Annotated in this window: 11 protein-coding genes; 10 read left to right on the top strand and 1 reads right to left on the bottom strand. The window is 61.3% G+C overall.

The genetic code is table 11. From position 1 onward, the window contains the following. The coding region (locus ABYO54_RS05215; RefSeq protein ID WP_372807184.1) for a TlpA family protein disulfide reductase at positions 1 to 321 on the top strand (321 nt) is incomplete at its 5' end. A gap of 62 nt (positions 322 to 383) precedes the next feature. Here the strand turns inward: ABYO54_RS05215 and ABYO54_RS05210 are convergent. After that, positions 384 to 1,154, bottom strand: a complete 771-nt coding sequence (locus ABYO54_RS05210) for a SagB/ThcOx family dehydrogenase (protein WP_372807183.1) — start codon at positions 1,152 to 1,154, stop codon at positions 384 to 386. Positions 1,155 to 1,447: 293 nt separating this feature from the next. On the opposite strand from ABYO54_RS05210, the gene ABYO54_RS05205 reads away from it, so the two are divergent. The 9 genes from ABYO54_RS05205 (at position 1,448) to ABYO54_RS05165 (ending at position 14,065) form a co-directional block, all read left to right on the top strand. Further along, the gene (locus tag ABYO54_RS05205; protein WP_372807182.1) at positions 1,448 to 2,452 is read left to right on the top strand and encodes a glycoside hydrolase family 43 protein; all 1,005 of its coding nucleotides are present in this window, start codon (positions 1,448 to 1,450) and stop codon (positions 2,450 to 2,452) included. Between the two features lie 31 nt (positions 2,453 to 2,483). Next, positions 2,484 to 3,878 carry an arylsulfatase gene (locus ABYO54_RS05200; RefSeq protein WP_372807181.1) on the top strand — a complete coding sequence of 465 codons (1,395 nt, stop codon included), beginning with the start codon at positions 2,484 to 2,486 and terminating at the stop codon, positions 3,876 to 3,878. After that, positions 3,875 to 5,443 (top strand): glycoside hydrolase, encoded by a 1,569-nt coding sequence (locus tag ABYO54_RS05195; protein ID WP_372807180.1) that lies wholly within the window; start codon positions 3,875 to 3,877, stop codon positions 5,441 to 5,443. Before ABYO54_RS05200 ends, ABYO54_RS05195 begins: the two co-directional genes overlap by 4 nt. A 134-nt stretch (positions 5,444 to 5,577) precedes the next feature. Beyond that, positions 5,578 to 5,745 carry a type II toxin-antitoxin system YafQ family toxin gene (locus ABYO54_RS05190; protein ID WP_372807185.1) on the top strand — a complete coding sequence of 56 codons (168 nt, stop codon included), beginning with the start codon at positions 5,578 to 5,580 and terminating at the stop codon, positions 5,743 to 5,745. A gap of 257 nt (positions 5,746 to 6,002) precedes the next feature. Continuing rightward, positions 6,003 to 6,767: a glycosyl hydrolase gene (locus ABYO54_RS05185; protein ID WP_372807179.1), complete on the top strand. Its 765-nt coding sequence runs from the start codon at positions 6,003 to 6,005 to the stop codon at positions 6,765 to 6,767. 205 nt (positions 6,768 to 6,972) lie between these two features. After that, positions 6,973 to 8,532, top strand: coding sequence for a sulfatase (locus tag ABYO54_RS05180; RefSeq protein WP_372807178.1), 1,560 nt, complete (start codon positions 6,973 to 6,975; stop codon positions 8,530 to 8,532). A 109-nt stretch (positions 8,533 to 8,641) separates the two neighbouring features. Then, positions 8,642 to 11,020 (top strand): glycosyl hydrolase family 95 catalytic domain-containing protein, encoded by a 2,379-nt coding sequence (locus ABYO54_RS05175; RefSeq protein WP_372807177.1) that lies wholly within the window; start codon positions 8,642 to 8,644, stop codon positions 11,018 to 11,020. A 1-nt stretch (position 11,021) separates the two neighbouring features. Continuing rightward, positions 11,022 to 12,533, top strand: coding sequence for an arylsulfatase (locus ABYO54_RS05170; protein WP_372807176.1), 1,512 nt, complete (start codon positions 11,022 to 11,024; stop codon positions 12,531 to 12,533). Positions 12,534 to 12,541: 8 nt separating this feature from the next. Further along, on the top strand, positions 12,542 to 14,065 hold the full coding sequence (locus ABYO54_RS05165; RefSeq protein ID WP_407992461.1) for an arylsulfatase: 1,524 nt from the start codon (positions 12,542 to 12,544) through the stop codon (positions 14,063 to 14,065). Positions 14,066 to 14,632: the final 567 nt, after the last annotated feature.

Raw genomic sequence — 14,632 nt, 5'->3', positions numbered from 1 at the left:
TGGTGCGGGCCTTGCAAAGCCGAGATCCCCAATCTGGAAGCGGTCTCGGAAGCGTTCGGTGGCGACCGTTTCTCGGTGATTGGGCTGAGCACGGACCAGACGATCGACCTGCCCAAAGCCTTCCTCCAGGAACATCCCTCGGCATACCTCCAAGGGTATATGGGGACGGATGCTCGGTATTTGAAAACACGCATGGACTACGGCATCCAAACGATCCCCTCGATTTGGCTGGTTGGCCCCGACGGCAAGATCGTCGCGCGCGATCTGCGCGGCGACGCCATGCGCGAGGCGGTGCGCAAAGCGCTCGAACCCGCGGAATAGGTTGCGCCGAACGATCGCAGGAAAGCCGGAACCCATCGCTGCATGGGCCGGCTTTTCTGCGGCTATGCCTGCCCGGTGCTGTCTTTCGCGAGTCGGCACACCTTTCCGACCGGGGCCAGATAGACGGTGAATTCGTCCGCGCCATCCACTCCAATCAGCGCGTCCATGCGCTTGTGGTCGTATGCGCCGATGCCGCAGGTTCCGGCTTGGATCGATGTGCTCGCCAGATAGAGGTTTTGGCAAAGATGTCCCGCGTCGAGGGCTATCATCTTGTGGGCGATAATGTCGTAGCGCCATTCCGTTCGGTAGGGGATGGCCGTCCAAACGAACACGGCCGCGCTATTGCCGCAGAACACCTGTCCCCGACACGCTTCGGTCACCTGTTCCGGAAAGTTCGCATCCGCGCGCAGAAACAACAATTTGTGGTCGAGCGGCAGGTAGCGGTACAGCCCGGGCTCCACCCCTTCCACTTTGTCGACGATCAAATAGGTCTCGAAGGGATGCCGCGCCCCCGCGGACGGCGCGGTGCGCCGCCGGTTCGTGTCGTCGCGCATCCCTTGGGTCGCCCAGAGCAGGAACGAGAGCTCCTCCAAGGTCAAGGGAGTGGGTAGAAATTTGCGGTCGCTCTTGCGCTGGGCGATGACCTCGATCAAGGGCGCCGTTCCTGCCGTTAGGTTTTTCGGCGACACGAGATCCAAAAGCGTGGCGTCTTCGGGGAGGGGTTTCTGCAGGGGGGGCATGGGCCGGCCTTGCTGCTGATCCGTTTGCCGGTCGCCCCAGTCCGACCAAAGATCCCCCTTTAAAAACGCCCGGCCTTCTTCAATCGTCTTCATTCCATTCCTCTTCCATGTGCTGTGCGGCGCGACCGATGGCCGCGGTCGATTAACTTCCTGAACCCAGCCGATTCGCCGTGGAAAAAGTACTGTAGTCAACGTCGCGTATAAAGGGGAAAGTGCGGCGCACGGAGGCCGCGCACCGCATCGGCCGGTGGCATCGAATCTTCGGGGCCGTCTCGATTTGGGGACGAAAAGCTGAATGAAATTCGGTTTTGGGGCGTCCTTTTTGATAATTGAATGGGTAAAGGACCGGCTGTGGTGCAACGGCGCCGGGACGAAGGGAGCGTGCGATGAAGCGATGTTTATTGATGGTTGCGGTTTGCGTATTTGGGTGGTTGGCACATGCCGAGAAGCGAAGCTCGTTCGTTCCCGGAGCGGTTTGGCCGGATACCGAGGGCGTGCACATCAACGCGCATGGCGGCGGCTTCCTCTTCCACGACGGCATGTATTACTGGTTTGGCGAACACAAGATTGCGGGCCCGAAAGGGAATTCTGCCCAAGTGGGCGTCCGGTGCTATTCTTCCGCCGATCTGTACAACTGGAAGAACGAAGGGGTTGCCCTGGCGGTTTCCGATGATCCGGACAGCGATATGGCCAAAGGGTGCATTCTCGAGCGCCCGAAGGTCGTCTATAACCGCGCCACCCGGCAGTTCGTGATGTGGTTCCATTTGGAGCTCAAGGGCGAGGGCTATTCATCGGCCCGCAGCGGCGTGGCGGTTTCCGACCGCGTAACCGGACCCTATCGGTTCGTTGAAAGCTTTCGGCCCAATGGCGCGATGGCCCGCGACCAGACCCTGTTCGTGGATGACGATGGCGCGGCGTACCATCTCTACGCATCGGAAAACAACGCCACGCTGCACATCAGCCGGTTGACGGACGACTATCTCAAACCAAGCGGGGACTACCGCCGCCTCTTCGAAAAGCGCTCGATGGAAGCGCCGGCCATCTGCAAGCGGGATGGAAAATACTATTTCCTGGGATCGGGCTGCACCGGATGGCGGCCCAACGCCGCCCGGTCGGCGGTGGCTTCGCATATTTTCGGGCCGTGGGAGGAGCTGGGCAACCCGTGCGCCGGAACGAACCCGGGGCTAGGCGTTGGGCCGGAGAAAACCTTCGGCGGGCAAAGCACCTACCTGCTCCCGGTGCAGGGAAAGCCGGGGGCAGTTGTTGCGGTGTTCGATGTCTGGACGCCGAAGAATCCCATCGATGGAACCTATCTGTTCCTGCCCGTCGCTTTCGAAAACGGCGGGTTCGAAATCCAGTGGCGCGACGAGTGGTCGCTGGACGATCTATAATGCGGCGTGGGAAGATGAACTGGAGCAAACGATGAAGAGCCATTTACTGTTGAGTGCGCTGATCGGTGCCTTGGGCCTGGGGGCTTCGTATGGAAAACCCGCGGGGAAGCCCAACATCGTCTACATTCTGGCCGACGACCTGGGCTACGGCGATCTCGGGTGCTATGGGCAACGGGAAATCCAAACGCCCAACATCGACAAGCTGTGCCGCGAGGGCATGAAGTTCACGAACCATCATTCCGGCAGCACGGTCTGCGCCCCGTCGCGTTCCTGTCTGCTCAACGGCCGGCATACGGGGCACGTCTGGGTGCGCGCCAACGGCAACTTCCAGATGCGCGAGGACGGCGAGGATATCACCATCGCGCGCGTCCTGAAAAACGCCGGCTACCACACCGCGATGATCGGCAAGTCCGGAACGGGCTGCGATACCGATCCGGGCCATGCCAACCGCAAGGGCTTCGACTATTTCTACGGCTTCAACGGCCACGGCGCGGCGCACCACTATTTCCCGCCCGAGGTCTATCGCAACGACCGCAAAATCGTCTTCCCCAACAACCGGAAGCACGCGGGCGATACCTATATCCACGATGAATTCATGAAGGAAATCATGGCCTATCTCGACGAACGCGGGCCGAGCGGGCAACCCTTCTTCCTGCACTATGCCGCGATCATCCCCCATGCGAGCCTCGTTGCCCCCGAGGAGTGGGTGGCCAAATACCGCGGCAAGGTGAAGGAGGAAAAGCAGGGCCCCCGCGGCGGATATGCCCAATGCGACGAACCCAAGGCCACCTTTGCCGGCATGGTCGGCCGCCTCGACTGGGAGGTCGGCGAAATCATGAAAAAGCTGGAGGCGCTGGGCCTGGCCGAAAACACGCTCGTCGTGTTTGCGTCCGACAACGGGCCGCATAGCGCCGGCGGCAACAAGGCGGAATGGTTCGACTCCAACGGCGAACTGCGCGGCGAAAAGCGCGACCTCTTCGAGGGCGGCGTGCGCGTCCCGATGATCGCCCACTGGCCGGGCAAGATCCAGGCGGCTTCCGAGAGCGACCATCTCTCCGCTTTCTGGGACGTGATGCCGACGCTGTGCGAGCTGACGGGCGCGACGCCGCCGAAGAACATCGACGGCATCAGCTTTCTTCCCACCTTGTTGGGGCAGGGCAAGCAGCGGCAACACGACTATCTCTACTGGGAGTTCTATGAAAAGGGCGGCAAGCGCGCCGCGCTGACGCATCGATGGAAGGCCGTGCAGCTCAACATGAACAACGGTGGCGACCCGATCATGCTCTATGATCTCGCCTCCGACTGCTCCGAGCAGAACGATGTTGCATCGGCGCATCCGGAAGTGGTTAAGCAATTCGAAGTCATCTTCAACGCGGCGCACGAGCCGTCGCCCATCGTCAACTGGAAGGGGAAAAAGAAAAAATGATTTTGCGCAGCGTACTCTTGGCCGTCTGTTTCGCGGCGTTGGCCGGCGCCGGCGAGACGCACGTTGCGCTGGATTTTTCCAAGCGCGCGCAGGTGATCGAAAACATTGGATCGTCCACCGGGATGCATGGCGACTATATTGCCCGGCATTGGCGGCCGGAGACGGTCGATGCCATTGCCGACCTGCTGTTTTCGCGGCGGTTCGATGCGGCCGGCGCGGCGGAGGGGATTGGCCTCTCCAGCTTCCGCATTCAGATCGGCGGCGGTGGCGCGGGCGAAGCGGGCGGCATCAAGGAACCGTGGCGCCGCACCGATTGCTTCCTGCGTCCCGATGGGACCTACGATTGGAGCGGCCAGGGGCAGGGGACGCTCTACTGGAGACGGAAGGCGCTGGAATACGACGTGCCCACCGTCATCGGCTATCTCAACTCGCCGCCCGTCTATTTCACGCACAGCGGATACACCTTCAAAACCAACGAAACCTTTACGACCAACCTGAGGGATGAATGCTTCGATGAGTATGCGCAATTCCTGGCGCGCGTCGCGGCGCACGGTCAAGCGTTGGGGATGCCGTTTACCCACCTCAGCCCGGTCAACGAGCCGCAGTGGTTCTGGAAGGGGACGCCCGGCCGCGCCAAGCAGGAGGGGTCGCCGTGGACGAACGGGCAGATTGCCCGGCTTGTCCGCCTGGCCGATGCCGCCTTCCGCGACCACGGTGTTTCGACCAAGCTCCTGATCCCTGAAGCGGCCGATTACGACGCGCTGGCGACTCCCATGCCGGAGCGGCCATTCGCGGCGGCAACGGACCAGGTGCGCGCCTTTTGGGGCCGGGACGGCGGGCATTATGTCGGCGATCTCCCGTCGCTGGAAACAGTCGCGGCGGGGCATGCCTACTTCTCGGATGGAAGCGTCGACGAGCTGATCCACACCCGCACGGCCGTGAAAAAGGCGGTCGAAGATGTCGGTTCCGGCCTGCGGTTTTGGCAGACCGAATATAGCCTGCTGGGGCAGGGCTGGACGGGCGGACTGCCCGCTTGGTCGGTCGATGAAATGGATGCGGCGCTGCTGCTGGCGCGAAACATCCATGTCGATTTCACGCTGGCCGATGCGGCCGCCTGGCAGTGGTGGTCGTCTACCGAACCGAAATTGGGCAGGGTGCCGCGCTATTGCCTGATCGAATGCGATCCGCATGGCGACCAAACCTACCGAGCAACCAAGCTGCTCTGGGCGTTGGGGCACTATAGCCGCTTTGTCCGGCCGGGCATGGTGCGGGTGCCGGTGGAAGCGGAGGGCGCCGTTGCCGAACGCCTGGCCCGGGTGATGGCCTCCGCCTACTACGACGCCGATCGCCACCGCTGGGCGATGGTGGTCATCAACTTCACGAACCGCAAACAGGAGATCCGCTTCAGCACCAAAAGGCTTCCCCGCTCGGAAGAACGCTGGACGACCGCCGGGTTTCTGACCGACCGGAAGCACGACCTTCAACGGTTCGATCTCTCGGGCGACGCCTTTTCGATGCCCCCGAAAAGCATCGTTACCCTGCTTGGCGAGCCCGCACCCCGGTAGCGCGCGCGGCCTTGCCAAAACGATCCCGTCGGTTGGATTGCTTATGGAATGGGCCGGGGTGCCGGAGCTCCCGCGACCATCTCTTCAGTCCTGTGCATGCATAGAACAAACTTGCGGGCGAACAGCCGGATCCGATTCATCGCGATCGCAAGCTGATCGGGAACTATGGGGGACGAAGAGAGTGCCATATCGAATCCGATTGGTTGCTAATCTACAAATGCGAGGAAGATCGCATCGTATTTGAAAGATTGGGATCGCACGCGGATCTGTTCAAAAAACAACTGCACAAAACCACAAAGTAATCGAGTGGGGTGGCCGAGGTACGAAGGCACGCATATCTCGATGGCAAGGTTCATGTAAGGGGCTGGGCGGACGGCATGAAGAAAGCGCTCGCCCGAACGCTTTCTTCAGCTGCGGAGGATGCATCCCCGCTCCTTGACATCGCCCCTCGGGCGGGCTAGCTTTTCCGGATCGTAATCAGGCTTCCGGGTGGTTCCAGCGGGCGTGGGCCCTCGCCGCCTGAAAGACGATTTGCGGCCAGCCCAACCAATACGCAATCATGAACCGTCGAACCTTTTATGCCAACGCAATGCTGACCGCGGCCGCCTCCGGCGCATTCGCCCAGCGCCCCTCCCCAAAGGGCTCCACCAAAAAGGGCTGGTGCGGCGACCCCAAGGGGAACCCGTTCGGCGCACACTGGTACTACACCTGGTCCCCGAAAACCCGCCCCAACAAGCAGGTCGAATTCGTGCCGATGATCAAGGGCGCCTGGAGCCTCAAACAAGCCGCCGCCATAAAAAAGATGGGCGGCATCTCGCATCTCCTGGGTTTCAACGAACCCGAACGCGAAAAACAAGGAAACGTCGGCGTCGATCAGGCCATTGCGCTCTGGCCGCAACTCGAGGCCATCGCCAAGGCCGGGAACCTCCGGCTCGGCAGCCCCGCCTGTTCCGGCGCCAAGGGTACGGCGTGGTTCCGCTCCTTCATGGAAAAAGCCGAAGACCGAGGCCTCCACATGGACTTCGTCAACGTCCATTTTTACAGCCTGAACGCCGGCGCATTGGAAAAAATGGTCGACGACCTGGCGGACGAGTACGATCGCCCGGTCTGGGTGACCGAGTTCAATGGCTGGACGGGCGACGAACCCGCCAACTACGCCTTCCTCAAGGATGCCCTCAAATTCCTCGAAAAAGCCCGGCACGTCGAACGCTACGCCTACTATTCCTTCGGCCCCACGCAGTCCCAGAAACTCTTCGGCGTCGACAAGCACGGGAAGCGAATCATGAACCGCATGGGCGAGCTCTATCGCGACGCCGGCACCTAACGCCGCTGCCGGCCCCGGGGGCATTGGTCCGTATTCGCTTTGGCACGGGGGGTGTCCATGACGCGGCTCCGCCGGCGTCCCCTTTCTACTGTCTTTTCTTTATTGCGGAACGAGGGGCTCGGGCTGTAGATCGGCCGGGCCGCAGGCGGGTGCCGGAGGTTTGGCCGGTTCGCCGAACGCACAACAGCAGAACGGAGCACGAAGAATGAAATTTGTTTTAGTCCTGGCCCTTTTTTTGTTCATGGGGGTGTGGCCAAAGGGAACCGTTGCGGCGGAGAGCCGTCCCAACATCTTGTTCCTTTTTTCCGACGACCATGCGCTCAACGCCATCTCGGCCTACGGCGGACGGTTGGCCGAGGTTGCGCCGACCCCCCACATCGACCGGCTGGCCGACGAGGGGGCGATCTTCGAAAACTCGTTTGTGGCGAACTCGATCTGCGGGCCGTCGCGCGCCTGCATCCTGACCGGGAAGCACAGCCATAAGAACGGGGTGATGGTCAACGGGTCCGGCCCGTTCGACGGTCGCCAGTGGACCTCGGCCAAGGCGCTGCGGAAAACCGGCTACCAGACGGCGGTCATCGGCAAGTGGCACCTGATTTCCGATCCGACCGGCTTCGACTATTGGGAAGTCCTGCCGGGGCAGGGGAATTACTACAACCCCGTGCTGCTCCAGATGGATGGTTCGAAGAAAAAATACGAGGGCTATGCGACGGATATCGTGACCGACCGCGCGATCGAATGGCTGGATGGCCGCGACCAGACCAAACCGTTTTTCCTGATGTGCCAGCACAAGGCGCCGCACCGCACCTTTTCCCCGGCCCTGCGGCATCTCGATGCCTTCAACGACGTGACCATCCCGGAGCCGGGCAACCTGTTCGACGACTATGCCACGCGCAGTTCAACGCTGCCCATGAACGAGATGGAGGTCGATCGCCATTTCCACTGGATGTACGACCTGAAGTTGCGCAAGGACGAGCACGAGGGCATCGAACTGCCGGGCTGGGACCGGCATCCGTCGGTGGAATACAACCGCATGACCGACGCGCAGAAAAAGGTGTGGGACGCCCACTTCGGGCCCCTCAACCAACAGTTCCTCGCGGATTTCAAAAAGGGCATGTCGCACAAGGAGATCGTGCAGTGGCGCTACCAGCGCTACATGAAAAACTATCTGGCGACGGTGAAGTCGGTCGACGAAAACGTCGGGCGCATGCTGGACTATCTGGAAAAGAACGGCTTGGCCGAAAACACCATCGTGATCTATTCCTCCGACCAGGGATTCTACCTGGGCGAGCACGGCTGGTTCGACAAGCGCTGGATGTTCGAGGAATCGTTCAAGATGCCGTTTTTGATCCGTTGGCCCGGCGTGGTGAAACCGGGGTCGCGGCCGCAGGAGCTGATCCAGAACATCGACTATGCGCCGACCTTCGTGGACGTGGCCGGGGCGGAACTTCCCGCCGATGTGCAGGGCGTGTCGCTGGTTCCGGTGCTCAAGGGCGAGGCCCGGGAGTGGCGGAAGTCGGTCTACTACGCCTACTACGAAGAGGGCGAGCACAACGTCCCGCAGCATTTCGGCGTCCGCACCCAGACGCAAAAGCTGATCTATTTTCCGGCCACCGACGAGTGGAACATGTTCGATTTGGTCAAGGATCCGGACGAGATGGTCAATGTTTACGGGAATCCCGAATATGCGGCGGCGCGCGAGCAGCTCGCCGCCGAGTATTTCCGCTTGCGCGAACACTACGATGCGCCGGCCTATGGGCAGTAACGGGTTGTCAAACGAAGCCGCGATAGGATAAGGTCGAATTCGTTTTTTCGGGGGTTCCGTAAACGGGGGTTCCCAACGTACCTGCAAATTTTCAACGATGAGGATAAGGATGAATAAAAAAAATGTAACGCTGTGTTTGGCGGTGGGTATTGCGACCCTCGTTTGTCTGGATTCGAGCCATGCGGCTCCGGCGAAGAAACCCAATAAGTTCAGCTACAAGGAAGCGGTTGCGGTGCAGCCGCTGAACCAGCCGCCGGAAGAAGAACTGTCGCTTTGGTACAACGAACCCGCAACCTACTGGGAAGAAGCCCTGCCGATCGGCAACGGACGGCTCGGCGCCATGGTTTATGGCGGCGTTTCGCAGGAGCTCATCCAGCTGAACGAAGAAAGCATCTGGGCCGGCCCGCCGATTCCGGAGGTGAAGGAAAACGTCAGCGCGACGGTCGCCAAGGTCCGCGAACTGCTGTTCGCCGGAAAATATGCGGAAGCCCAGCAGTTGCAGCAGTCGGTGTTGGCGCCGCGCATCTCGCCGCGCAGCTACCAGACCATGGGCGAGCTGCGCTTCGATTTCGGTTTTGAAGGCAAGGCGACGAACTTCCGTCGAGACCTGAACCTCGATACCGCCGTCGCCACCACGACCTACACGGTCAACGGCGTCACCTACACCCGCGAAGTCACCGCCAGCCCCGTCGATCAAGTGATCACCGTCCGCATTACCGCCGACAAGCCCGGAGCCGTCTCGTTCGAGGCCTGGGTTGAGCGCGACGGCATGTTTGAAGTTGCCGCGGAGGGCAACGACACGCTCGTCGCCCGCGGCCAGGCCGCGCAGGGCAACAAGCATCTGGGCGTTAAATTCGCCACGGTCTACAAACTGGTGGCCAAGAACGGCACCACCAAAACCGAAGGCGGCAAGATCGTCGTCGCCGCGGCCGACTCCGCGATGCTCTACATTGCGGCATCGACCGACTACAACGCCACCGACACCGACCACCCGCTGACCCACGATCGCGTGGCCGCCGGCAAAAGCACCATTGCCGCCGCACGGAAAAAATCCTACGAACAGATGAAGGGCGATTCGATGGCCTCCCACCAGGCGCTGTTCCGCCGCGTATCGCTGGAACTGGGTACCCCGTCCAAGAAGTCGACGCTTGAGCGCTTGCAGGGCTACGCCAAGGACGAGATCGATCCCAACTTCGAGGCGCTCTTCTTCCAGTATGGCCGCTACCTGCTGATCACCTCGTCGCGCGAAGGTTGCCTGCCGGCCAACCTGCAGGGGATTTGGTGCAAGGATATGGCCGCACCGTGGAACTCCGACTACCACATCAACATCAACATGCAGATGAACTATTGGCCCGCCGAGCTCGCCAACCTGTCGGAGTGCCACCTGCCGTTCATGGATTACATCGAACGCCTGGTTCCCTCCGGACAGAAGACCGCGATGGATCTATACAGCTGCCGCGGCTGGTTTGCCGGGCACGGCTCGGATGTCTGGCATGGCACGGTTCCGTTCGGCAAGGTCCAATATGGCCAGTGGGTCGTCGGCGGCGCCTGGTGCACGCAGCATTTCATGGAGCACTACCGCTTTACCCAGGATGCAACGTTCCTGAAGGATCGCGCCTATCCGATCCTGAAAGAAACCGCACTCTTCTTCCTCGACTGGCTGGTGGAAGACCCGGCAACCGGCAAGCTCGTTTCCGGGCCGAGCACCTCGCCCGAAAACAAATTCCTGCTGCCCGGGTCCGACAAAGAATGGAGCAACCTGACCATGGGCCCCTCCATGGACCAGCAGATTATCTGGGATGTCTTTTCCAACACCCTCGAAGCCGCAAAAATCCTGGGCATCGACGATGCGTTCACTGCGGAGGTTGAAAAGGCGCTCGCCAACCTGGCGATGCCGCAGATCGGTTCCGACGGCCGTCTGATGGAGTGGACCAAGGAGTTTGGCGAAGTCGATGCGGGCCACCGCCATATCTCGCACCTCTACGGCCTCTATCCCGGCCGCCAATACAACGTCCACGACAACCCCGAAATGGTTGCGGCCGCGCGTAAGACCATCGACCACCGCCTGTCGAAGGGCGGCGGACACACCGGCTGGAGCCGCGCCTGGATCATCAACTTCTGGGCCCGCTTCCGCGATGCCGAAAAAGCGCACGAAAACATTGCGCTGCTGCTCAAGAAATCGACCTACAACAACCTGTTCGACAAACATGCGCCGTTCCAGATCGACGGCAACTTCGGCGGCGCGGCGGGTATTGTCGAGATGTTGCTTCAGTCGCATGCCGGGCAGATCGAACTGCTTCCGGCCCTGCCCTCGGCCTGGCCCGACGGCGCGGTCAAGGGCCTGCGCGCCCGCGGCGGCTTCGAGCTCGATTTTGCGTGGAAGGCCGGAAAGGTGACCGATCTGGAAATCCGCCGCTTGGAGGGGCTCGCCCCGGCCACGGTTCAGTTACGCGTCAACGGCGAGCTCCGCACCGTGGAGGTCAAATAGCATGAAGCGCCTCCTGTTCTTGACGGCGCTCGCGCTTTCGCTGGGGGCCGTTGCCGCAACGCGGCCCAACGTCATCGTGATTCTGGCCGACGACATGGGCTCCGGCGATGTCCGCGCACTCAATCCGGCGTCGGCGATCCCCACGCCGAATCTGGACCGGCTCAGCGCGGAGGGCGCAACCTTCACCGATGCCCATTCCGGGTCGGCGGTCTGCACGCCCACCCGCTACGGCCTCGTGACGGGCCGCTACTGCTGGCGGTCGCCGTTGAAGAAGGGGGTGCTCAACGGCTACAGCGCGCACCTGATCGAACCGGATCGTTTCACCATCGCCGACCTTTTCAAGGCCAAGGGATATACGACGGCCTGTTTCGGCAAGTGGCATCTGGGAATGGACCTGCCGTTGCAGGACAAGGACAAACTCGACCTTGGGGGGACCGTTGAAAACGGCCCCTTGGCCAACGGGTTCGACCGCTTCTACGGCATCGCGGCCTCGCTGGACTTCCCGCCCTACGTTTTCATTCGCGACGACAAGATCGACGCCACCGCCGTGAAGAAAACGCCCGGCCGCATGTTCCCGGACTATCTGCGCGCGGGTGAAACCGGAACCAACTTCAAACACGAGAACGTGCAGGACCAGCTGCTTGCGGAAACGGTCGGCTTCATCCGCGAGCAGGCCCAGGCGAAGAACCCGTTCTTCATCTATCTGCCGTTGCCGTCGCCGCACAAACCCGTGCTACCCGCGGAACGCTTTCAAGGTACATCGGGCGTTGGCCCATACGGCGACTATGTCATCCAGACCGATTGGACCGTCGGCGAAGTCATGAAGGCGGTTCGCGACTGCGGCATCGACGACGACACGATGATTGTCTACACCAGCGACAACGGCTCCTTCATGTTTCTGCTGGACGCGCCGGAGTGCCCGAACAAGCTTCCGGCCGACTCGGGCAATCCCAAGAACGGTTCCGACCATAAGACCGATCCCACGATCCAGGGCTTCAATGCGGCATCCCACCGCCCGAACCTCAACTTCCGGGGAACCAAGGCCGATATCTACGAAGGCGGCCACCGCGTGCCTTTCCTGGTGCGTTTCCCCGGTGCGGTCGAAGGCGGACGCCGCGTTTCGACCACCGTCTCCCTGGTGGATATCCTGGCCACCTGCGCCGATCTTCTCGGCGCGGAAGTGCCGCAGGGCGCCGCCGAGGATAGCTTCAGCTTCCTGCCGCTGTTGGCGGGAGAGGGGCCATATGAGCGCGCCCCGGTGATCGCCCATTCGGTCAACGGCAGTTTCGCGCTCTATTCCAAGCAGTGGAAATTCATCGCAACCAAGGGGTCCGGCGGGCGTACAATGCCCAGAAGCATGCCGTTTGAAAAGCCGTACCAGCTTTACGATCGTTCGAACGATGTCGAGGAACGCAACAATGTGATCGATGCGCATCCCGAACTGGTCCAGCAGTTTGAAAAGGAACTGATGGTCGTGATTGGGGATTCGCTTCAACAACCCAGCAGCAAATGAGGAACAACATGAAATCGTTTATTCAACTATGCTCCGTCATCGTCCTGACGGCGTCTGCCGCGTTCGCGGTCAAGCCCACGGCCGACCGCCCCAACGTAATTCTGATCTACGCCGACGATCTGGGCATCGGCATGCTCGGCTGCTATGGCCAAAAGATCGTCAAAACGCCGAACATCGACCAGCTGGCCAAAGAGGGCATGAAGTTCGGCAACTATTATGGCGGCGTGTACTGCGCCCCGACGCGCTGGACGTTGCTGACCGGCATGCACGATGGCCGCATCGGCGGCTGGAAGCAGACCACCGCCGGACTGCCGATCCAGCGCGATGCCGGCAACATCTCCCAGGAGGAGTTCGAAAAGCGGTTCGAACAGCTGAAGAAAAAGGCCAACCCGATCGGGGAGAACGAAGTGTTCCTGGCGCAGATTGCCCAGCAAGCCGGCTATAAGACCGCGCAGTTCGGCAAGCTCGACCGCGGCTTCCTGACCTGGAACGAGCGGGTCCGGCGCTTCGGCTGGGACTTCCACGAAGGCTACTACGACCACGTCCGTTGCCACGGCTTCTACCCGCCCTACCTGTGGCGCAACGGCGAGCGGTTCGAGCTCGAAGGCAACACCGATCCCTACTGCGGACGGATGAGCGAGAAGGGCGACGAGCCCGTCGGCTCCGGCGGCAAGACCTATTCCCAGAACGTCTTCATCAAGGACATCCTCGCCTACATCCGCGAAAACAAGGACGAGGCGTTTTTCCTCTACCACCCGACCCAACTGCCGCACGGCCCGGTCGCCATCCCCGAGCTGCATCCGGACTACGCCGACCAGGACTGGTCGCTGGCCGAGAAAAAGTATGCATCCATGGTCCGCATGCTCGACGACCACGTCGGCCTGATCATGGCCGAACTTAAAGCGCTCGGTCTCGACGACAAGACCGTCGTCGCCTTCACCTCCGATAACGGGCACGAGCTCTATTACGGCCCCAAGAAAACCTTCCCGAATACCCGCCCCGGCGGTGAAAAAACCAATTTGACCGACAAGAAGTGGCGCACCTCCGAGTGCGGCGACATCTTCGACGGTGCCGGAGGACGTGCCGGCATCAAGCGCACCGGTTACCAAGGCGGCATGCAGTGCCCGATGATCGTCCGCTGGCCCGGCAAGATCCAGCCGGGGTCGGAAACCGACGTGCTCAGCGCCCACTACGATTTCATGGCGACGATGGCCGAGTTGCTCGGGGTGGAAATGCCCAAGGGCAAAGACAGCCTTTCCTACCTCCCGACCCTCCTTTCCAAGCCGCAGACGAAAGAGCACGACTACGTCATCGTCAACAACGGCTTTAACCGGATGGGCAGATCCGCGCTGATCGCCAAGGATGGCTTCAAGCTTGTGGAGATCGACCGCAAGAAGGATCAGTTCCAGCTCTACAACATCAAGGACGACAACGAAGAACGGTACAACATCGAAGACAAGTACCCCGAACGCGTTGCGCGCCTCAAAAAGATCCTGCTGAGCGAAATCGACTCCGCCCGCCCGGATCTTTGATCGTTTCGTCCGCTTGATTGTGGTCTTGCTTGCGGCGGCGGCTCTGGGAGTCGCCGCCGCATTGCGTTTCGTCCCGGCGCCTCGCGCGGTCGGGTAGAGCCGCCGCTGCGAGGTGGCTCAGCCGATGCCCAGGCCCGGCACTTTTGTCGTTTTTGGGCGCACCGTGTGCCAAAGGCACAAAACAATTTAGCATGGGGCGCAGCCCCATGAATCCCGCGCCGATCAAAGCCACTCGCCCTGAAGGGGCGATACCATTCGCATCTTGTGTTGTCCCTTCAGGACAAGGATGTTTCGTTATCGCACCCGCGGACGCACCGAAATCTTTCTGCCGCCCCATTTATCTGCCTCCATTTCTCTAAACGTTCTTTCAGCGGTGGCATGGAAACGTAGGACCGGCATCCTGCCGGTCGGCGGCGGACCCGATTCCGTTGCTTGTGGAGGGGCGCAGGCCCTGCGACCCAGGCACGGAGCCCGTGCCCCTCCGTGCGCCTTCGAGTCCATTGGGCTTACTGGCGAAAGTCCAGTCCGGCTGAAGTTGCTAAGCCGGTAGTTGAGAGTAACTGCGTC

This window comes from Pontiella sp. (genome assembly GCF_041622395.1).
Taxonomy (GTDB): Bacteria; Verrucomicrobiota; Kiritimatiellia; order Kiritimatiellales; family Pontiellaceae; genus Pontiella.
Note: the sequence above shows the minus strand (reverse complement) of the source record. Positions and strands in the feature narration are given on the sequence as shown.

Coding starts and splice junctions, on each gene's coding strand:
- ABYO54_RS05210 (WP_372807183.1), bottom strand. CDS start 1,154: ATGAAGACGATTGAAGAAGGCCGGGCGTTTTTAAAGGGGGATCTTTGG.
- ABYO54_RS05205 (WP_372807182.1), top strand. CDS start 1,448: ATGAAGCGATGTTTATTGATGGTTGCGGTTTGCGTATTTGGGTGGTTG.
- ABYO54_RS05200 (WP_372807181.1), top strand. CDS start 2,484: ATGAAGAGCCATTTACTGTTGAGTGCGCTGATCGGTGCCTTGGGCCTG.
- ABYO54_RS05195 (WP_372807180.1), top strand. CDS start 3,875: ATGATTTTGCGCAGCGTACTCTTGGCCGTCTGTTTCGCGGCGTTGGCC.
- ABYO54_RS05185 (WP_372807179.1), top strand. CDS start 6,003: ATGAACCGTCGAACCTTTTATGCCAACGCAATGCTGACCGCGGCCGCC.
- ABYO54_RS05180 (WP_372807178.1), top strand. CDS start 6,973: ATGAAATTTGTTTTAGTCCTGGCCCTTTTTTTGTTCATGGGGGTGTGG.
- ABYO54_RS05175 (WP_372807177.1), top strand. CDS start 8,642: ATGAATAAAAAAAATGTAACGCTGTGTTTGGCGGTGGGTATTGCGACC.
- ABYO54_RS05170 (WP_372807176.1), top strand. CDS start 11,022: ATGAAGCGCCTCCTGTTCTTGACGGCGCTCGCGCTTTCGCTGGGGGCC.
- ABYO54_RS05165 (WP_407992461.1), top strand. CDS start 12,542: ATGAAATCGTTTATTCAACTATGCTCCGTCATCGTCCTGACGGCGTCT.